Source organism: Corynebacterium sp. HMSC076D02 (assembly GCF_001813815.1).
In the GTDB taxonomy this organism is placed as follows: domain Bacteria; phylum Actinomycetota; class Actinomycetes; order Mycobacteriales; family Mycobacteriaceae; genus Corynebacterium; species Corynebacterium simulans.
The window spans coordinates 23,704-42,968 of the sequence record NZ_KV814045.1; the positions used below are offsets into that span (position 1 = coordinate 23,704).

General features: G+C 61.8%; 20 protein-coding genes. 5 read left to right on the forward strand and 15 right to left on the reverse strand.

Going from position 1 to position 19,265, the window contains the following annotated elements; genetic code table 11:
* Positions 1-115: 115 nt before the first annotated feature.
* Entirely contained in the window at positions 116-694 is a 579-nt protein-coding gene (locus tag HMPREF2935_RS05570; protein WP_070732319.1) for a YdcF family protein, read from the reverse strand.
* 99 nt (positions 695-793) lie between these two features.
* On the opposite strand from HMPREF2935_RS05570, the gene HMPREF2935_RS05575 reads away from it, so the two are divergent.
* A complete protein-coding gene (locus HMPREF2935_RS05575) occupies positions 794-2,806 on the forward strand; it encodes a TPM domain-containing protein (protein WP_070732321.1) in 2,013 nt (670 codons plus the stop codon).
* Here the strand turns inward: HMPREF2935_RS05575 and HMPREF2935_RS05580 are convergent.
* Genes HMPREF2935_RS05580 through HMPREF2935_RS05590 form a run of 3 tightly spaced genes read right to left on the reverse strand, consistent with a single transcriptional unit; the run spans position 2,803 to position 5,213 of the window.
* Entirely contained in the window at positions 2,803-3,276 is a 474-nt protein-coding gene (locus tag HMPREF2935_RS05580) for a hypothetical protein (RefSeq protein WP_070732323.1), read from the reverse strand. The genes HMPREF2935_RS05575 and HMPREF2935_RS05580 overlap by 4 nt on opposite strands.
* Before the next feature lie 16 nt (positions 3,277-3,292).
* Positions 3,293-3,808 (reverse strand): hypothetical protein, encoded by a 516-nt coding sequence (locus HMPREF2935_RS05585; protein WP_061923972.1) that lies wholly within the window; start codon positions 3,806-3,808, stop codon positions 3,293-3,295.
* A 25-nt stretch (positions 3,809-3,833) separates the two neighbouring features.
* On the reverse strand, positions 3,834-5,213 hold the full coding sequence (locus HMPREF2935_RS05590) for a glycine--tRNA ligase (RefSeq protein WP_070732324.1): 1,380 nt from the start codon (positions 5,211-5,213) through the stop codon (positions 3,834-3,836).
* Between the two features lie 181 nt (positions 5,214-5,394).
* Here HMPREF2935_RS05590 and HMPREF2935_RS05595 point away from each other — a divergent pair, with 181 nt between their 5' ends.
* Together HMPREF2935_RS05595 and HMPREF2935_RS05600 are read left to right on the forward strand one after the other, a co-directional pair.
* A complete protein-coding gene (locus tag HMPREF2935_RS05595; protein ID WP_070732326.1) occupies positions 5,395-5,697 on the forward strand; it encodes an ArsR/SmtB family transcription factor in 303 nt (100 codons plus the stop codon).
* A 33-nt stretch (positions 5,698-5,730) separates the two neighbouring features.
* Positions 5,731-6,147 carry a Fur family transcriptional regulator gene (locus HMPREF2935_RS05600; RefSeq protein ID WP_070498134.1) on the forward strand — a complete coding sequence of 139 codons (417 nt, stop codon included), beginning with the start codon at positions 5,731-5,733 and terminating at the stop codon, positions 6,145-6,147.
* Between the two features lie 27 nt (positions 6,148-6,174).
* Here HMPREF2935_RS05600 and HMPREF2935_RS05605 read toward each other — a convergent pair whose 3' ends face one another.
* The 11 genes from HMPREF2935_RS05605 to hemW form a co-directional block, all read right to left on the reverse strand.
* A complete protein-coding gene (locus HMPREF2935_RS05605) occupies positions 6,175-6,927 on the reverse strand; it encodes an isoprenyl transferase (RefSeq protein ID WP_082778635.1) in 753 nt (250 codons plus the stop codon).
* 10 nt (positions 6,928-6,937) lie between these two features.
* Positions 6,938-7,657: a DNA repair protein RecO gene (gene recO, locus HMPREF2935_RS05610; RefSeq protein WP_070732329.1), complete on the reverse strand. Its 720-nt coding sequence runs from the start codon at positions 7,655-7,657 to the stop codon at positions 6,938-6,940.
* Positions 7,658-7,681: 24 nt separating this feature from the next.
* Complete coding sequence (era, locus tag HMPREF2935_RS05615) at positions 7,682-8,671, reverse strand: GTPase Era (RefSeq protein WP_070732332.1); 990 nt, start codon at positions 8,669-8,671, stop codon at positions 7,682-7,684.
* Between the two features lie 188 nt (positions 8,672-8,859).
* Positions 8,860-9,753 carry an endonuclease domain-containing protein gene (locus HMPREF2935_RS05620; protein ID WP_070732334.1) on the reverse strand — a complete coding sequence of 298 codons (894 nt, stop codon included), beginning with the start codon at positions 9,751-9,753 and terminating at the stop codon, positions 8,860-8,862.
* Positions 9,754-9,936: 183 nt separating this feature from the next.
* Positions 9,937-10,785 carry a pyridoxal kinase PdxY gene (gene pdxY / locus HMPREF2935_RS05625; RefSeq protein WP_061923993.1) on the reverse strand — a complete coding sequence of 283 codons (849 nt, stop codon included), beginning with the start codon at positions 10,783-10,785 and terminating at the stop codon, positions 9,937-9,939.
* 50 nt (positions 10,786-10,835) lie between these two features.
* Complete coding sequence (gene ybeY, locus HMPREF2935_RS05630) at positions 10,836-11,438, reverse strand: rRNA maturation RNase YbeY (RefSeq protein WP_062037951.1); 603 nt, start codon at positions 11,436-11,438, stop codon at positions 10,836-10,838.
* Positions 11,439-12,413, reverse strand: coding sequence for a PhoH family protein (locus HMPREF2935_RS05635; RefSeq protein ID WP_070732336.1), 975 nt, complete (start codon positions 12,411-12,413; stop codon positions 11,439-11,441).
* Between the two features lie 9 nt (positions 12,414-12,422).
* The gene (locus tag HMPREF2935_RS05640) at positions 12,423-13,145 is read right to left on the reverse strand and encodes a 16S rRNA (uracil(1498)-N(3))-methyltransferase (protein ID WP_070732337.1); all 723 of its coding nucleotides are present in this window, start codon (positions 13,143-13,145) and stop codon (positions 12,423-12,425) included.
* The gene (gene dnaJ / locus HMPREF2935_RS05645) at positions 13,145-14,293 is read right to left on the reverse strand and encodes a molecular chaperone DnaJ (protein WP_062037942.1); all 1,149 of its coding nucleotides are present in this window, start codon (positions 14,291-14,293) and stop codon (positions 13,145-13,147) included. Before dnaJ ends, HMPREF2935_RS05640 begins: the two co-directional genes overlap by 1 nt.
* Before the next feature lie 56 nt (positions 14,294-14,349).
* Positions 14,350-15,378 (reverse strand): heat-inducible transcriptional repressor HrcA, encoded by a 1,029-nt coding sequence (hrcA, locus tag HMPREF2935_RS05650; RefSeq protein ID WP_062043673.1) that lies wholly within the window; start codon positions 15,376-15,378, stop codon positions 14,350-14,352.
* Positions 15,379-15,410: 32 nt separating this feature from the next.
* The gene (gene hemW, locus HMPREF2935_RS05655; protein WP_070433038.1) at positions 15,411-16,544 is read right to left on the reverse strand and encodes a radical SAM family heme chaperone HemW; all 1,134 of its coding nucleotides are present in this window, start codon (positions 16,542-16,544) and stop codon (positions 15,411-15,413) included.
* Positions 16,545-16,697: 153 nt separating this feature from the next.
* On the opposite strand from hemW, the gene HMPREF2935_RS05660 reads away from it, so the two are divergent.
* Positions 16,698-18,077 (forward strand): hemolysin family protein, encoded by a 1,380-nt coding sequence (locus HMPREF2935_RS05660; protein WP_070433037.1) that lies wholly within the window; start codon positions 16,698-16,700, stop codon positions 18,075-18,077.
* The gene (locus HMPREF2935_RS05665) at positions 18,077-19,120 is read left to right on the forward strand and encodes a CNNM domain-containing protein (RefSeq protein ID WP_061925805.1); all 1,044 of its coding nucleotides are present in this window, start codon (positions 18,077-18,079) and stop codon (positions 19,118-19,120) included. Before HMPREF2935_RS05660 ends, HMPREF2935_RS05665 begins: the two co-directional genes overlap by 1 nt.
* Positions 19,121-19,265 lie beyond the last annotated feature (145 nt).

The window sequence follows — 19,265 nt, forward strand, 5'->3', positions numbered from 1 at the left end:
ATGCGCAACTTGCATTAACCACGCTAGCAAGCAGGAAGTGGTTTTGCCACCAAAATCAACTGGGAATTTCCTGCGATAGCTGGCAAAACATTCAAAAAGCCGCTGGCAAGGCGCTTTATTTCCCGGTTTTATTGCGAATTTCTTCGTGCCGGGCGCGTCGCGTCGGGCGGATGAGCCCCTCGAAGCGGTGTAGACCGCTGCGCAGATGCTCAGCTAGCTCCTCCCCTAGTACCTTCCGCGCGCCGAAGACCACCAGGCCGCCCAACTCGTGGGCCAAATAGCGCCACCACGGCGGCGCGAAGGTGGGCGTGGGATAGCCGGCTGCACCGACCACCCGTGCCGCAAACCCCTCGTCGCGGGCGATTAGCCAGGCGCGCAAGCGATGTAGCGGGTCGGTCACGATGATGACGCGCTCGAAGCCATGCCTGCGGCGGATGGCGCGCAGGGATTCCACGGTGTCGTTGCCCTCCGGCACGGGCAACACAGTGGCGTGGCCTCTAAGGTACTTGGCGCCGACTTCTGCCTCGGTGAAGCGATCCCCGGGCAACTTGCCACCGACGGTAACGATGGGCACGCCCGGTGTAGCAACCGCAATGCGGCGGGCCTCGTCGAGGCGTGCCTGCAGGATGCGCGAGGGCCTGCCATCGTATTGAGCCGCGCCGAGCACGATGATTGCCTGTGCTTCAGGCTCCACCAGATTAAATTTCTGGGCAATCTTTTCCCGGGATTTCCGTGCTTTCCTGCAGCAGCTAACGCGTCTCATTTGCACTAGCCTAACGGTATTCTGGTGGGCATGACTTCTTCTGCGCGTATCGGTTCAGCCGTCCTAGCGGCACTCATCGTAGGGCTATCGCAGCCTACTGCTTTTGCAGCAACACCACCCCACAGCAACGCGCCGGCGGTGCTAGCGCAGGCTGCCCCCTCCAGCATTACTTCTAAGGTCACTGACAACTCTGGGGTGCTCTCCGCTGAGGAAAAAGACCAGATGGAAGATGAAATCAAGACGCTGCAGAAGAACGAGGGCCTGGTACTCTACGTGGTCTTTGAAAAGACTCTGTCTGGCTCCGCGGAAGACTTCGCGCAGCAATTCGTCGCCTCCAAGGGCCCGAACTCCGCCATTTATGTTGTCTCCGTCGAAGACCGCAAGGTCGGCGTGCAAACGGGTGGGGCCTGGCCAAAGAGCCGGCTGAATGCCATGTATGAAGCAGCTTCAGCACGCCTGGCAGACGATGACTTAGGCGGTTCTGCTTTGGAGTTAGTCGCAGCTGCCTCGGGCCGCGGGAAGGGTTCTTCTAGTTCTAGCTCCGCTGACTCTGGTTCAGGCGCCGGCTGGCTAGCCGGCGGTGCCGGTGCCCTGGCGCTGGCCGGCGGCGGCATATGGTTGGCAGGCCGCCGCAAGACCAAGAAAGATTCCGCGGAGACGCTCAAGTCAGCGCGCGCCATCGAGCCGGGCGATACGAATTCGCTGAACAGGCTCGATACCGCAACGCTCGATTCCTTGGCGCGCGAGGAGCTGGTCTCTACCGATGAGTCCATTCGCCGCGGCAAGGAGGAGCTCGACATCGCCACCGCCGAGTTCGGCCCCGAGCGCACGCGTCCTTTCACCCGCGCGATGAACCACTCCACCTCCACCTTGCAGAAGGCCTTTGCTATGCAGCGCCGGCTTGACGACGCCGCGCCAGAATCCGAGGCCGAGCGCCGCCAGATGCTCATCGAGATCATCTCCTCGTGCGGCCAGGCCGATGATGCCTTGGATGCCCAAGCCGCGGATTTCGCCGCAATGCGCGATCTGCTGATCAACGCCGATTCCAAACTAGACGAGCTCACGCGCCGCAGCGTGGACGTGCGCGCCCGCATCCCGCAGGCCCAGCAGATTCTGGCACAACTGCAGGAAGACCACCCGGGCGCGCTGGACTCCATTGCCGATAACCCACACATGGCAGAAGTCTCCGTGGGCGAGGCGGAAAAGCAGCTCGACCGTGGCCGTGAACTCGCCGCGGCACCTGCCGGCCAGCAAGGCGGCCTGGTGGCCCTCATCCGCGAGGCCGAGCACGCCATCGAGGTGGCAGACCGCCTCCTTTCCGGCGTCGAGCACGCCGAGTCCAACCTCGCGGCCGCCAAGCAGAATCTTGCCGCGCTCATCGCTGAGGTCCGCGGCGAGGTGGACGAGGCCCGCCAGTTGGAGCAGCAAGGCAAAAAGCTTGGCACTGCGGCCGATTGGCAGGCACTCGACGACGTCACCGCGCGCGCCCATGACGCCGTCACTGCGGCCGAAACCGGCCAGGCCAGCGACCCCCTCGGCCACTACACCGCGTTGACTACCCTCGACTCCGAGCTCGACGAGCGCCTCGATTCCGTCCGCGAAGCCACCGCCACCCGTGCCCGCCAGCTCGACTTATACAACCAGCAGATGCACTCCGCGCAGGCCGCAATCCAGGCCGCCGAGGACGTCATCTCCACCCGCGGCCGCGTGGTGGGTGCCACCGCCCGCACCCAGCTTGCCGACGCCAAACGCCTGCACGCCCAAGCCATGCAGCTGAAAAACTCCGATCTGCGCAACGCCATCGACGCCTCCCGCCAAGCCGCTAACGCCGCACAAAATGCGGCGCGAACCGCGCAGCAGGACATCAACTCTTATCAGCGCCGCCAGCAGGTCCAGTCTGCCGGCTCCACCGCGGGAGACATCATCACCGGCATGGTCATCGGCCAGATGCTCGGCGGCGGCCACAGCCATGGTGGCTTTGGCGGCGGTTTCGGCGGAAACTCCGGCGGCGGGGGCGGTGGCTTCCGCGGCGGTTCCTTCTAGATCCGCCGGCGCTTCGGGGCGTCGACAAGCGCGCAGCAATAGGTTAAAAACGCGGCGTCGACGTCCGGCACCTGCTGCGGCCGCATATCCGTAATCTCCAGCACGCCCTTGAAAGTGGGGCGAGTGCGGATAATCTCGTTTCCGGAAGCGTCATAAATGCGGCGCTCCCTGCGGAAAGGGTTAGGCCTATCCAGCGTGTACTCACGGCCCATGCACTTGGCCTGCATATGGCTGATTGATACGCCCTGCTGCCCCACGTGCAGAGTCTGGCCCGTGGTGGCCGTGCCGCGCACCCAGAAACGCCTGCTGCCGCTGTCGATGGAGTGCTCCAGCAAAATGCGCTCCTGCGCCGAAGCCAGCTGGGATTCATTGACGTTCAGCACGTCAGCGCGCACCGTGGCCCATACGGTTCCTTCTTCATCACGCAGGCAATCTTCGGCCCACGTCCAATGCCGGTGTTCTGTACTCACGAGTATCGCTTAATGCCTAGAACACGAAAAGGGAAAGCAGCGCCACCAAGGAGGCAAGCCCCAGCGTGGCAATGACGGGTACCGCCATGCCGCGGGTCTTGGCCTCCAGAATGAGACGGGTAAACCAGCTCAAGGCGATGATCTCGGCGTCGTTTAGCGCGGCGGCCTCGGGCTCCGCGTCGAACTCCAAGATGGCCTTGCGCACGCCGGAATTCTTTGTCGAAAACTGCGCGACCTTGTAACCGACGGCGTCTTCAATAATCCAATCGCCGCCGTTTTCGTTGATAAAGGAAAACTCGCGGCCAGCAGCATCCGCCTCTAGGCGCTTGGCGCGGCCCAGCGGGCCCTGCAGCGTATAGACGCGGCTATCCACGCGGGCCGTGGCGCCTTCTTTCGGGTCCGCCGCTAGCTGCCAAACCTCGCCGTCAATTTCTGCCTGATCTGCAGAAAAGACGCCGAAGGCCAGGGGCCCATCCTCCTTCAGCAGGACAGGCTTTTGGCTGTCAGTGCGGTCCCAGCTGGTGTATTGCATCGCTACTTTCTTCTTTACTTGGCCTTTAGCAGCCGATGAGGCGGGCGGCCAGGTATGCCTCGAGCTCGTCGATCTTGACGCGCTCTTGCTCCATGGTGTCGCGCTCGCGGACGGTAACTGCGCCGTCTTCCAGGGAATCGAAATCGTAGGTCACGCAGAAAGGCGTGCCGATTTCATCCTGACGACGGTAGCGGCGGCCGATGGCACCGGAGAGGTCAAAGTCAACGTTCCAGTGTTGGCGCAGCTTGGCAGCCAGCTCGCGGGCTGGGGTGGACAGCTCTTCCTTCTTAGAAAGCGGCAGAACCGCGACCTTGACCGGGGAAAGGCGGCGGTCCAGACGAAGGACCACACGCTTATCGGTGCCACCCTTGGCGTTTGGCACCTCTTCCTCGTCATATGCATCGACCAAGAAGGCCATCATGGAACGGCCTAGGCCGGCTGCCGGCTCGATGACGTATGGCACCCAGCGCTCCTCGGTGGTCTGGTCGTAGTAGGACAGGTCCTCGCCGGAGCCCTTCGCGTGAACCGAAAGGTCATAGTCGGTGCGGTTAGCCACGCCCTCGAGCTCGCCCCACTTGGAGCCGGTGAAGCCGAATGCATACTCGACGTCGACAGTGCGCTTGGAGTAGTGGGACAGCTTCTCCTTCGGGTGCTCGTACAGGCGCAGGTTTTCTTCCTTGATACCAAGGTCCACGTACCAGTTGTAGCGATCATCAATCCAGTACTGGTGCCACTGCTCATCCTCGCCCGGCTTGACGAAGAACTCCATCTCCATCTGCTCGAACTCGCGGGTACGGAAGATGAAGTTGCCCGGGGTGATCTCGTTACGGAAGGACTTACCGATGTTCGCGATGCCGAAAGGCGGCTTCATACGAGCGGAAGTCCTCACGTTCTTGAAGTTAACGAAGATGCCCTGTGCGGTCTCCGGACGCAGGTAGTGCAGACCCTGCTCATCATCAACCGGTCCCAGGTAGGTCTTGAGCAGACCGGAGAATGCCTTCGGCTCGGTCCAGTCACCCGGCTGGCCGGTTTCAGGATCGTTGATGTCTGCTAGGCCGTTTGCAGGCTCGTGGCCGTGCTTTTCCTCGTATGCCTCCAGCAGGTGGTCAGCGCGGTAACGCTTGCCCGTGTGGCGGGACTCCACCAGCGGATCGGTGAAGACCTCAACGTGACCGGAGGAAACCCAGACCTGGCGCGGCTGGATGACGGAGGTATCAACACCCACGACGTCCTCGCGGGACTGCACCATGTGGCGCCACCACTGGCGCTTGATGTTTTCTTTCAGCTCCACACCGAGGGGGCCGTAGTCCCACGCAGAGCGCGAACCGCCGTAGATCTCACCTGCCTGGTAGACCAATCCGCGGCGCTTGCACAGGCTTACAACGGTATCGATGACGCTTGCCATGGTTAAAAAAGACTCCTCTGTTAAGGGACAGCCGTGAACAATGTTCCTAGTCTATCCTGCCTCCTTCCGCCTGTGGGCGGAGGGGTGAAAATAAATTTTGTATTTTATACAACACTGTGCAAGATGTGGGGTATCGTACTGTTTCAAGCGATTAACAGAAATTGGATTGAAGGTGATCTGCATGACGCAGCCCTCCACGGCGCTTCACACACTCGACATCGACGCCGCTACCCGCATCATTGGCGCTTTAGATTCACCCCTGCGCATCACCCTGGTATTAGCCCTTAACCGCCACGATCACTACGTTCACGAGCTGGTGGCCGCCACCGGCAAATCCCAGCCGCTAATCAGCCAACACCTGCGCGTACTAAAAGATGCCGGAATCGTCGATTCCAAGCGTTCAGGCCGCGAAGTGCGCTACTCGCTGGCCTCTCCCGAGGTGCTTCCTTTGTTGGAGCAGGCTGCAGCACTGTTTAACCATTAACTTTATTGGAAACTAATTGATAAACTAGCGGTCATGGCTCTCCATGAAAGCATCCCTAAGCTTGGGGCTCGCAACACCAAGCAGCGCACCGCAGTTGTTGAGGTTCTGCGTGAACTAGATAAGTTCGCCTCGGCAAAAGACATTCACCGGGCGTTGCAAGACCGCGAGCACAAAGTAGGCCTGACCACGGTCTACCGCACCCTGCAATCCCTCTCCGACATTGATGCAGTGGACGCGCTTCACATGCCTTCTGGCGAAACGCTCTACCGCCACTGCGAATCCGCTAACCACCACCATCACTTGGTATGCACCAAGTGCGGCCGCACCGAGGAAATCGACGGCGGCCCCATCGAGCAGTGGGCATCCAACGTGGCTGCCGAGCACGACTTTGAGCTAACCGGCCACGATGCCGAAATCTTCGGCATCTGCTCCAATTGCCGCGCAAGCTAGGCAGCACCACGTAACAAATAGCTTTAGCTATTTTGTACCGCCGAAACGACGATCCCGCCGCGCGTATTCTTCTACCGCGGCGTACAAGTCCTCCGGAGTGAAATCTGGGAAGAGCTTGTCTTGGTAGATCATCTCCGCGTATGCCGACTGCCACAGCAGGAAGTTCGACGTGCGCTTCTCCCCCGACGGGCGCAGGAATAGATCCACATCCGGCATGGTGGGATCATAGAGCGCCGCGCTTAGCGACGCCTCGTTAATCGCGCTCGGCTTCAACTCACCCTTGGCCACCTGATCGGCGAGCTTGCGAACGCCGTCGACAAGCTCGGCGCGCCCACCGTAGTTCACGCACATCGCCAGCGTCATGCGCGTATTGTCCTTGGTCAGCTCCTGTGCGGTCTCGAGCTCCTTGATGACGGAGCGCCACAGGCGCGGGCGGCGGCCCACCCAGACCACACGCACGCCCTTCTCGTTAAGCCACTCGCGCTGGCGACGCAGCACATCGCGGTTAAACGCCATCAAAAAGCGCACTTCTTCGGGGCTGCGGCGCCAATTTTCCGTGGAAAAGGCATAAGCCGAAAGGTACGGGATGTTCATGGAAAGGCAGGCATCGACGACGTCGAGAAGCACTGCCTCACCACGGCGGTGCCCCTCGGTGCGCTTCATGCCACGCTCCTCGGCCCAACGGCCGTTTCCGTCCATGACCAGCGCAATGTGCTGGGGCAGAAACTCCTGAGGGATGGCAGGCGGGTTTAAAACTCGGTTCGGATCTGGCGTAATCACGCGCCTTATCTTACTGGTCCATGACCCCTAACGCGGTAACCTTGCGTTCCAAATGCCACTGCAGATGCGCGCGGATGAGTTGATGCGCCTCCCCGCGCTGCTCAAAGGTAGGGCTCGTGGGGTGTCCATGCGCAAGCAACCACATGTGATGCAACGTCTCCGGGTCCACCTCGGCGGCGCCTGGCGGGCGACACTCGTGGCACGTCGCGCCGCCAACGGCCGGGTGGAAAGCATGATGCGGGCCGGGCTTCTGGCACTGCGCGCAATCGAAAAGCCCCGGCGCCCAGCCGGCGTGCGCCATTGCCTGAAGTAGGAATTGGTCCAGCGTCAGGAGCGGATCGTCGTGCTGCAGGCGCTGTAACGTGGCGACCAGCGCATTATAAAGGAACGGGTCTTGGTCAGAATCTGCGAAGGCCAGGCGCTCGGCAGATTCAAGTGCGGCGCAGGCGGCAGTATAGCGCTCATAGTCACCGATAATGGCGGCGCCAAAAAAGTCCACGGTGTCGGCCTGCGAAATCGTGTATAGATTCCGGCCGGGATACAGCTGCACATCCAGGTTCACAAAGGGCTGGAGGCGCGAACCAAAACGCGACTTCGTCCTGCGTACGCCCTTGGCCACCGCGCGCACCAAGCCATGGCTGCGGGTAAGCAGCACGATAACGCGGTCGGCCTCGCCGAAGTCATAGCTGCGGATGACCAAGGCGCGGTCGCGAAAATTCTCCCTCGGCATACTTAGATTTTTAAGCCTTGGGTTTTAGAAGCCGAGACGGCCCAGCATCTTCGGGTCAGACTGCCAGTTCTTGAGCACCTTGATGCGCAGGTCAAGGTAGACGTTCTGGCCCAGCAGCTGGATGATCTCCTTGCGGGCGGTGCCCACGATGCGGGTAAAGCGGCGGCCGTCCTTGCCCTCGATGATGCGCTTTTGGCCTGGGCGCTCCAGGTAAAGCACCGCGTGGACGTTCATGACGTCGGGGCGAGTCTCATCGGGCAGCATCTCATCAACCTCGACGGCCACGCTGTGCGGCAGCTCGTCTTTCAAACCAGACAGTGCGGCCTCGCGGATGAGCTCGGCGATGCGCTTTTCCTGCTCTTCGTCGGTGATGTGATCATCGGGGTAGAACTTCGGGCCTTCTGGCAGCTGGTCCACGATGACCTGCACGAGCTCATCAAGCTGAACGCCCTCCTTGGAGGAGACCGGAATGACTACCGCTTGCGGATCCTCCTGGGTGAGTAACTCATGCAGCGCCAAAAGCTGCGCGCCGACCTGATCCTTGCTGGCCTTATCCAGCTTGGTCACGATTCCGATGATTGGGGTCTTCGGCGCTACCTTGCGGACGTTTTCCAGAATCCAGCGGTCACCCGGGCCAATCTTTTCATCGGCAGGGACGGTCAGGCCGATGACATCCACATCGGCATAAGTGTCCTTGACTACCTCATTGAGACGCTCGCCCAGCAGCGTGCGCGGGCGGTGCAGGCCCGGCGTATCCACGACGATAACTTGGGCGTCTTCGCGGTGTACCAAGCCACGGATGGGGTGGCGGGTGGTCTCGGGCTGGTTCGCGGTGATGGCGATCTTCTGCCCCACCAGCGCGTTGGTGAGAGTCGACTTGCCCGTGTTTGGGCGGCCTACGAAGGACACGAAGCCAGAGCGGAAGCCCTGTGGCGTGTCGGTGAATTCTGTATAGTCCAGCGCCTCCCCATCGGCGGGAAGGTTCTCAAAGGCGGCGTCAAAATCGGTACTCATTGCTAGTCATCATAGCCCAGCCGCGTCACAGTAGTACATACGCGTTTGAGGCTGCCCGTGGGCCTCTTCACCGGCGTTCTCGTCTCGCAAATACCCAGGGCTGGAAATGCAGCTTTCTGGTGGATTGCGCGACGTCGGCACGCGTGGCGAAACGCGAACAGGACCTCTGGGTTTCCAGGGCTGGGTATCTATGCCGCGCGCCTCGGGCCCATCGCCAACATTCGGCGCACCGTCGCGACAAACTCCTCCGGCCGGGCGCGCAACTCCTCAGGGCTAAAGCGCAGGACCACATAACCCATGTTGAGCAGCTCCTTCTGGCGGCGGTGCTCCGCGCGAATCGCCTCCACAGGCCTGTCTTGGTATTTGACATCGCCGTCAATTTCAATGAGCAACCAGCCGTCAATTGCCAAGTCAGCGCGGTACTTGCCCACTATGTACTGCGGGCGCACGTTTATGCCCGCACGCAGCAACAACGCGCGGGCGTAGGACTCCCACGGCGACTCAGAATCAACCACGGCCGCGGCCACCACGGCGCGCGCCGTCGCCACGCCCTTGACGCGGCCCAGCGCGCCCAACGTATCCTGCATGCGACGGCGGCCCACCTGTGCACGCACATAATCCGCGGCGACCAGCCCTTCTTCGAAGCCGTGCAGGCGGGCCATGTCAATCGCGGTACGCTCCAGCGAGGTGAGCTTAATGCCGTGGACCGTAGTGGTTTGCCCGTGCAGGCGGGCGGCTTTATAAGCGAAGAAATGCCCCTTGGATTTCTGCGGCACCGAGCCCGAGGGCAGCACTGCTGGGTATTCGGTGGGGCGGCTAATGGTGGGAATGCCGTGTATCAGAGCGGCGGGCTTTCCGATCAACACGGCTTTATGCACGGTCCGTGCGTGGATATACACCCGCGCTATGTCGCGTTCCCAGGGTTTGAGCCGGTTCCAGAATTGCTTCGGCAGCGCAAAGCACCAGGCCGCGCGCACGATTTTGCCGTGGTGCAGCTGCAGCCAGCGCGGGTCTTCGTTGGATAGTTGGCGAAGGTCGATAAGGTGGGCGTCGATTGTGTCAAAAAGTAGTGCGTTGTCCATGCCTTACTTTTAACCGGCGGTAGGTGCTGGCGCGCGGCAACTGCGGCCAAGATGGTCAAATTCCCAGGGCTGGGCACCCAGACCTCCTGTTCGCTTTTCGCCGCGCTTGCCGACGCCCCGCAATCCACCAGAAAGCTGTATTTCCAGGTCTGGGTATTTGCCCAAAGGCGTGGGGCGGGTGCGCTAAAGCTCCTCGACCTGGAACTGCAGCTGCGGATTCGCAAACACGTCCTGGGACTCAATGAGCTGCAGCTCCTGCGAGTCTGCCTCATAAGTGTTGTGTAGCAGGTCGTACACCGAAGACGCGGTGCGCTTGAGCGCGAGCTTCGCATCGTGGGTTTCGACGTAGTGGCCGGTAAACAGCGCGGCAGTCACGTCGCCGGAGCCGTTGCGCTTGAATGGCAGGTGCGGGGTGGCAACGATGTAGGCGCGGTCACCGTCCACGGCGAGCATCTCGATAGTGTCCTCAGGGGTCTCCGGGCGCTTTACCGAGGTGACCAGCACGGTCTTCGGACCAATCTCCTGCGCCGCCTTCACCGCCTCCAGGGTCTGTTCCAAGGTGCCAACCTCGTGGCCAGTCAAGTAGCCCAATTCAAACTGGTTCGGGGTGATGATGTCAGCCACCGGCACGACCTTATCGCGCAGCAGCGGCGGAATCTCATCTGAGACAAAGCAGCCCGACTTCGCGTTGCCCATGACTGGGTCGCACGCGTACAAAGCCTTGGGGTTGACGGCCTTGATGCGGTTAACGGCATCGATAATTGCGCCGGCGATGTCTGGCCCGCCCTGGTAGCCAGAGAGGATTGCGTCGATCTTCTCAAAGGCGCCGCGCTTCTCGATGCCGTCGATAATGCTGGTGACATCCGATGCCGGAAGCATCGGCCCGCCCCAATCACCGTAGCCGGTGTGGTTGGAGAAGTTCACCGTGTGCACCGGCCATACCTCGTGGCCCGCGCGCTGGAGCGGGAATACTGCGGCGGAGTTGCCAACGTGGCCGAAGGTGACGTGAGACTGGATCGACAGAATATTCATGCCGTCTATTGTGCAACGTAACGCAACACGTCACCAACGAAACGGGGAAATTAATTTTCCTGTGGCTCGCCCACCGCCGGGATTCCACCGCCGGGGACCTCTTTGTCAAGGTTGGCGCGCTCGGCCGCGTCGGGGAAGGCCTTGGGGCCAGACGGCTTCGGCTGGTAGCTCACCCCGCGGGCGGCGAGGTTGTCGTACCAGTCCGCCAGCAGCTCGTTCTGCAGGCTGAACATTTCCTTTTCCTCTGCCGGGGTGGCGTGGTCATAGCCCAAAAGGTGCAGGCAGCCATGCACCGTCAACAGCGCAAGCTCGTGGCCCAGAGAGTGGCCGGCGGCATCGGCCTGGCGCAGCGCGAACTCCGGGCACAACACGATATCGCCCAGCATGGACGGTCCCATCTCGGGGGCGTCGGGACGCGCGCCCAGTGCGCCTGGGGTGATTTCATCCATCGGGAAGCTCATAACATCGGTTGGCCCCTCGAGGTCCATCCAACGCACGTGCAGGTCCGCGATGGTATCCAAGTCCACTGCGGTGATCGTGCACTCAGCATCCGGGTTGATGTCCATGGCGCCGAAGGCATAAGAGGCGACGTCGATGAGCATCTCCTCGTTGACGCCGTCGAAACCGGACTCGTTGATGAATTCGATGGACATTTAGTTCTCCTTATCCGCTTGCGCTGCGGCTTCAGCAGCATCATAAGCATTCACGATACGGCTGACCAGCTGGTGCCTGACGACGTCGCTCGAGCCCAGGTCCGCAAAGTGAATATCCTGCACGCCGTCCAAGATGCGGCGCACCAAGCGCAGGCCAGAGACCTGGCCACGCGGCAAGTCCACCTGCGAGACATCGCCGGTGACCACGATCTTCGATCCAAAGCCCAGGCGGGTCAAAAACATCTTCATCTGCGCCGGCGTGGTGTTTTGGGCCTCGTCGAGGATGACGAAGGCGTCGTTGAGCGTGCGGCCACGCATGTATGCCAGCGGGGCGACCTCAATAATGCCGGCTTCCATGAGCTTCGGGATCATCTCTGGATCCATCATGTCGCGCAGGGCGTCGTAAAGCGGGCGCAGGTACGGGTCGATCTTGTCATTTAGCGTGCCGGGCAGAAAGCCCAGCTTCTCACCGGCCTCAACTGCCGGGCGGGTCAAGATGATGCGCGAGACCTGCTTGGCCTGCAGGGCCTGCACGGCTTTGGCCACCGCCAGGTAGGTCTTGCCAGAGCCTGCGGGGCCGATGCCGAAGACCACGGTGTTGTCATCAATGGCCTGGACGTACTCGGATTGGCCCACCGTCTTTGGGCGCACGGACTTGCCACGGCGGCGCACGATGTCCGCCGCCATCGCCGCAGAGACCGATTGCGGAGCTTCCACCGCAATCATGTCCACGGTGTGTTTCACGGTATCGGTGCTGACGTGATGGCCGCGGCGGACAATCGCCTCGAGCTCGTCGAGCACCTTCGCGGCGCGGGCCACCTCATAGTCAGGGCCGGTTACCGTGACCGTGGTTCCGCGCGCGAAGAAGTCTGCATCCAGTAGGTTGTTGAGCACCCGCAGGTTATCGTCAGCGTTGCCGAGTACGGTCGCGACGTAGACGGAGTCAAGCTCAAACTTCTTGGTGATAATAGGCACCCCAACAGGCTACCAGCGTGCGGTGCGCACGCCGATTGCGGCAAGGGCCACCATGGCTGCCGACGCCGTGCGTAACACCTCCGGCCCCAACTTAACCGGATGGGCCTGCAGGCGCTCCAGCTCCTCGGCACCGATTCCGCCTTCGGGTCCGACGAGGAGATAAATGGTGCCCTCCAGCGGAACCTCCCGAATAGAGTCGGTGGCTTCCTCGTGCAGCACGTAGGCGGTCTGCCCGGCAATGAGCTGAGCGAGCTGCGGGGTGGTCAAGGGGCCAGTAACCTGCGGGATGCGGTCGCGGCGGGACTGCTTCGCGGCAGCAACCGCCGCCGACTCCCACTTCGCGAGCGCCTTCGGCGCCTTCTTTCCATCCCACTTGGCCACGCAGCGATCTGCCTGCCAAGCGATGATCTCATCGGCGCCTGCCTGGGTGGCAAGGTCCACCGCGAGCTCCGAGCGCTCCGACTTCGGAATGGCCTGAACCACCACAACGCGGGGGTTGGGCTCGGGCGCAAAAGTCACGGCGTCGACAAGCGCGGCCAAATGATCCTTGCCCGAAACGGACTGGATGGTGGCCAGGGCGGCGGTGCCCGTGCCGTCGATGAGTTTGAGCCGCTCCCCTACGCTAAGGCGCTTGACCGTCACCGCGTGGCGGCCCTCGGGACCTTCGAGCCCCACCGGCTCGCCAACGCTAGCCAGCGAGAGATCAGGATGGATAAAGACGGGAAGAGACATTAACGGCGGAACCTATCTCGGATACGGGAGAAGAAGGACTCCTCTTGGCCGTCGCCGGTCTCGCGGACGCGGGCGCCCTCGTCGCGAGAATCGCGGACCTTCTCGAGCAGCTCGCGGGTCTTCTTGTCCAGCTCCTTCGGCACCACGACGTCGACGTGCGCGAAGAGGTTGCCAAAGCCGTCGGTGCGCAGACGCGGCATGCCCTTGCCCTCGACCTTGATGGACTCGCCCGGCTGGGTGCCTGGCTCGATGTCGATGTTGAGCTCCTCGCCATCTAGCTGATCGATGGTGAAGTTGGTGCCAAGTGCGGCATCGACCATCGGCACGCGCACGGTCAGGTGTAGGTCGTCGGCGTTGCGCTCAAAGACGGCGTGCGGCTTGGTGGAGACCTCCACATAAAGATCGCCCGCCGGGCCGCCGCCGTGGCCGACCTCGCCCTGGGAAGCCATGCGGATGCGCATGCCATCACCAATGCCGGCCGGGATATTTACGGTGAGATCGCGGCGCTTCTTCACGCGGCCATCGCCACCACAGTGGTTACAAGGATCAGTAATGACTTCACCGAAGCCCTGGCACTTCGGGCACGGGCGGGAGGTCATAACGTTGCCCAGGAAGCTGCGCTGCATCTCCTGAACCTCGCCCATGCCGCCACAACCATCACAGGTAACTGGCTTGGACTTGGAGGCAGAACCCGTGCCCTCGCAGCGGTCACAGAGCACAGCGGTATCGACGGTGACCTGCTTCTTCAGGCCGGAATAGGCCTCTTCTAGGCTAATGGTGGTGCGCAGCAGGGCGTCGTTGCCCGGCTGCACGCGCGAACGCGGGCCGCGGGAGCCACCTGCTCCACCGCCGAAGAACTCAGCGAAGATGTCGCCTAGGCCGCCGCCACCGAAACCACCGCCGAAGCCGCCGCCGGCAGCGCCGCGCTCTTCCATTGGGTCGCCGCCCATGTCAACGATTTGGCGCTTCTGCGGATCCAGGAGCACCTCTTGCGCGAGGGAGGCCTCGCGGAACTTCTCCGCCGCCTCTTCATCGCCCGGGTTAACGTCCGGGTGATACTTGCGGGCGAGCTTGCGGTAGGCCTTCTTAATTTCGGCGTCGGTTGCGGATTTTTCTACACCAAGGATGCCGTAATAGTCACGAGCCACTTAATGAAAGTCCTTATCTAAAATTAGAGTCACTGGGAAAAGTTTTCCGTGCCAGCTTACTCGCCGGCCAGAACTTCGCTTACATAGCGTGCAACAGCGCCAACCTTCGAGATTGTTCCCGAATAATCCATATAGGTCGGGCCTACAACGCCAAGGCCGCCCAACGTTTCATTGCCGGCGCCGTACGCAGTGGCGACGACGGATGCCTGCCGCAGCTTGTCCTCCTCATTCTCCTCACCGATGACGACGGAGACGTTGCCCAAATCCGGCACGCGAGCCAAAAGCTTCAACACCACGACCTGCTCTTCGAGAGCCTCGATGAGCGAGGGCAGCCCTTCTGGGAAGTCTCGCGCGATACGCGTGAGATTAGAGGTACCAGCCATGATCAGGCGGTCGGAGGGGCGCTCCACCAACGTCTCGATGAGAGTCGTGGCGGCATTGAGCACGTGCGGGCGGATGTCCAGCGGGGAGGTTTCGACGAGGCTGGCAAGTTCCACCGAGGCGTCGGTTAGCGTCTTGCCCTCCAAGGCGTTGTTGAGGACGTCGCGTAGGCGTGCGGTCTGCAGTGGGTCGATGATGCTGTCCAGCTCGACGTTGCGCTGATCGACGCGCCCGTTATCCGTGATGAGCACCAACAACAGGCGCACTGGCGAAAGCGCCACGACCTCGCAGTGCTTCACGCGCGAAACCTTGAGGTTGGGCATCTGCACCACCGCCGCCTGCTTGGTCACCTGAGCAAGCAGCTGCACGCTGCGGCGCAGTACATCCTCCAGGTCGACGCCGCCTTCCAAGAAGGTCAGCATGGCACGGCGCTCCGGCGCAGACAAAGGCTTTACGTCGTGCAGCGAATCGACGAACTGGCGGTAACCCTTCTGCGTGGGCACGCGCCCGGAGCTGGTGTGCTCGTGGGCAATCAGGCCCTCCGATTCCAGCACCGCCATATCGTTGCGGATGGTGGCGGAGGAAACGCCCAGCTGATAGCGCTCCAGCAGGGTCTTGGACCCCACGGGTTCCTGGGAGGCAATATAGTCCGCCACAATGGCGCGCAGAACCTCGCGGCGGCGAGCATCAGTGGAATTGGACATGCGCCCTATGTTACCTACCTTCGCCGTGGCCTTTAAGCTTCCTCGGCAACCAACAAGTCGGTGATGATGCCGTCTGCCAAAAGGCGCCCCGGCTTGGTCAAGCACAGCCGGTCGCCGGCGCGCTGCAGCAACCCACGGGAGATGTAGTCCGCGATGACCGGCTCCGCACCCGGAGCCAGCCAGCCAGCCGGAATGCCCTCGCGCAAGCGCAAACCGAGCATGATCTTTTCGGTGTGCCGCTCGACCTCGGTTAAAACCTCGCGTTCCTTCACCGGCAACTCGCCGCGGCCTAGCATCTCGATGTAGCGGCGCGGCAGCTTCACGTTATAAAAGCGCTCGTCGTTCAAATGCGAGTGCGCGCCAGGGCCCGCGCCCCACCAGTTGCCGTCGACCCAGTAGATGCGGTTGTGCTCGCATTCGCCGCCGGGCTTGGCCCAGTTGGAGACCTCGTACCACTCGAAGCCTTCCGCTTCGAGCGTCGCAGAGACGGCCTCATAGCGCCTTGCCAGCACGTCCTCGTCGGGTGCAGGCAAGATTCCCTTTTTCACCTTGCGCGCCATCCGGGTGCCGTCTTCTACGATGAGCGAATACGCGCTGACGTGGTCGACTCCCGTTTCGAGAACGCGGTCAAGGGTAAGCCGCACGTCGTCGTCAGTCTCCGTGGGCGTGCCATAGATCATGTCCAGGTTTACGTGCTCGAAACCTGCGGCGCGGGCCTCACGCGCGGCGTCGAAAGCCCGGCCCGGGGTATGCGCACGCTCAAGCACTCGCAGCACGCTATCCGACGCCGACTGCATGCCCAGCGAAATGCGCGTAAACCCCGCCTCGCGCAGCTGCTCGAAATAGCGCGGGTCCGTCGACTCCGGATTCGATTCCGTGGTCACCTCCGCCCCTGGGGCCAAACCAAAAGTCTCTTTCACGCGGGCCAGAATGCGGCTAAGCCCCTCGGCGCCCAACATCGAAGGCGTGCCGCCGCCGATGAATACGGTCTGCGCCGGCCTTCCCACCTGCTGCGCCGCCATGCCCAGCTCGCACTCGAGGGCGTCCAGGTATGCGGCGGTCAGATCGCCGCCCAGCTCACCTGGGGTATAGGTATTGAAATCGCAATACCCGCACCGCGAAGAGCAAAAGGGAACGTGGATATAGAGGCCAAAGTCTTGAGACATGCCCTCTAGGCTAGCTTGGGCCAGGAACTAAATAACCCACCGGTACGTTGAAGGATGTAATCTATTCTGCAGTTTCCCATAAATAGAAAGGCAGCTTCAGTGGAACCTCCGAGTCGATGTCCCCGCCTCACCGAATGGCAGGCGGGGTAGGCCATGGTGCAAGCAATCCTTATGATTTTGGCGGGATTTCTGGTCATTGGCCTGATTATCGTCGCGAACGCGTACTTCGTTGCGCAAGAATTTTCTTTCATGTCGGTGGACCGCGCACAACTGCGCTCCATGGCTTCCGAGGGCAATAAGACAGCTGAGCGTGCCCTGAAAATTACCCAGCGCACCTCCTTCATGCTCTCCGGTGCCCAGCTGGGCATCACCATCACGGGCCTGCTGATTGGCTATGTGGCCGAACCCCTGGTGGGCCGCGGCTTGGGTGAGCTGCTGGGCGGCGTGGGCATTCCCGCCGGCGTTTCCATCACCATTGGCACGGTGGCAGCGCTTTTCATCTCCACCATCGCCACGATGCTTTTTGCGGAGCTATTCCCCAAAAACTACACCATCGCAGCCCCGATGAAGACGGCATTGTTCTTGTCCACCTCCACCATGTGGTACCTGCGCATTTTCGGCTGGCTTATTCACTTCTTTGAGTACGCCTCGAATGCGATCTTGAAGGTCTTCGGCATCGAGCCTGTAGAAGACGTGGATTCTTCCGCCACCACCGATGATCTCGAGTCCATCGTGGATGCCTCCCACGAGGCCGGCGACATCGACGAGGCAACCTACCTCGTGTTGGACCGCCTGTTGGACTTCCCAGAACACGACGTCGAGCACGCGATGATTCCGCGTTCCCGCGTCGACGTCATCGATCCGCAGACCACCATCGGCGAGGTTCGCGAGATGATGTCCACGGATCACACGCGCTACCCCATCATCGACGATGAACACAACCCCATCGGTGTGGTGCACTTGTTCGACGTGCTGGGAACGCAACTTCCCGACGCCACCGCGGCCACCGAGATCATGCAGCCCGCCGTTGTGGTGCCAGAGCTCATGCCGCTTCCCGACGTCGTGACCGAGTTGCGCGACGCCAACGACAAGCTGGCCTGCGTCATCGACGAGTACGGCGGCTTCGTCGGCATCGTGACCATGGAAGACCTAGCCGAGGAGATCCTGGGCGATGTCAGCGACGAGCACGACATCGAAGAGACCGAGGAAATCACCGAGCAGGATGAGTCCCACTGGCTCGTCGATGGCGATACACCGATTGACGAAATCGAGCGCGCCATCGGCCACGATCTGCCAGAAGGCGACTTCGAGACCGTGGCTGGCCTGCTGATTTCCCACTCCGGCGCGCTGCCTGAGGAGGGCGAGGAGTACACGATCGAGCTCGAGGCGGAGCCGGATGACTGGGTAGAGCGCGACGACGCCCCAGTGCGAAAGCTGCACCTGCGTGTCGAGGAGATTGACCGCCACGTGCCGGCGACCTTGGCACTGGAGCTCGTTGAGGAATACGCCGATCAAACGGAGGAGGAGAGCTAATGACTGATACTTGGTGGTTTAACCTCCTCATCACGCTTGTCATCATCGCCGCCTCGGCCTTCTTCGTCATCATCGAGTTTTCGATGATGGGCGCGCGCCGCAACCGTTTGGAAGAAACCGCTGAGACCTCCCGCACCTCGCGCTCGGGCTTGCGCTCTTTGAACGAGCTGACCATCATGCTCGCCGGCGCGCAGCTGGGTATTACGGCGGCGACTTTCGTGCTGGGTGCAGTGACCAAGCCGTGGGTCCACCACCTGCTCATGACCCCGCTGGAGGCACTCGGCCTGCCGCTGGGCGTGGCCGACGTGGTCTCGTTTATTTTGGCGTTGTTCATCGTGACCTTCCTGCACCTGGTCATCGGCGAGATGGCTCCGAAGTCTTGGGCGATTACCCACCCGGAGACCGCGCTGCAGCTCATCGCGGTTCCTGCCCGCGGCTTCATCTGGCTCTTCCGCCCGCTTCTGAAGTGGATTAACCACATGGCGAATGCGATGGTGCGCTGGACTGGCGAGGAGCCCGTCGACAGGGCCGGTGCCGCCGGCTACGACGCAGATACCCTGCGCCACTTGGTGGAGCATTCCCGCGAGACGGGCACTCTGGACGATGATTCGGCGAACCAGATCACCGGCGTAATTGAGTTGGAGGCCTCTACCGTTGGCGCGCTGGCTCGCGAGCACGGCTCCCAGGTCGTCCCGCTGTCCCCCGACGCTACGGTGGCTGAACTCCATGACTTGGTCACCCGCAAGTCCATCATGCGCGTGCTGGTCTTCCCGAAGGATTCCCGCGTGCCGCGCATCGTGCACGTGCGCGATACGCTCCTCGCCGAACCGGACACGCCAGTGCTCGAGTTCTCCCGCCCCGCGCTGACGGTTTCCTCCTCGCTGACTGTCCAGAAGACCTTGGACCACATGCGCGCTCGCAACGAGCAGCTCGTGGCCGTGGGCAAGGCGGACAAGGATAAAGCGATGTGGATTCTGACGTGGGATGACATCATGGGCCAGCTGTGGCCGCAGATTACGGAGCAGTTGGACTTGGCCAACTAACGCGCAGCCCTCCTTCCTGCCCCCCTTCCCGCTTCCTCTACCCCTTCCCCGCAAATACCCAGCCCTGGAACCCCAGACGTCGTGGTCGCGAGAAAATATTTTTCAACTCTTAAAAATCGCGACCACGACGTCTGGGTTTCCAGGG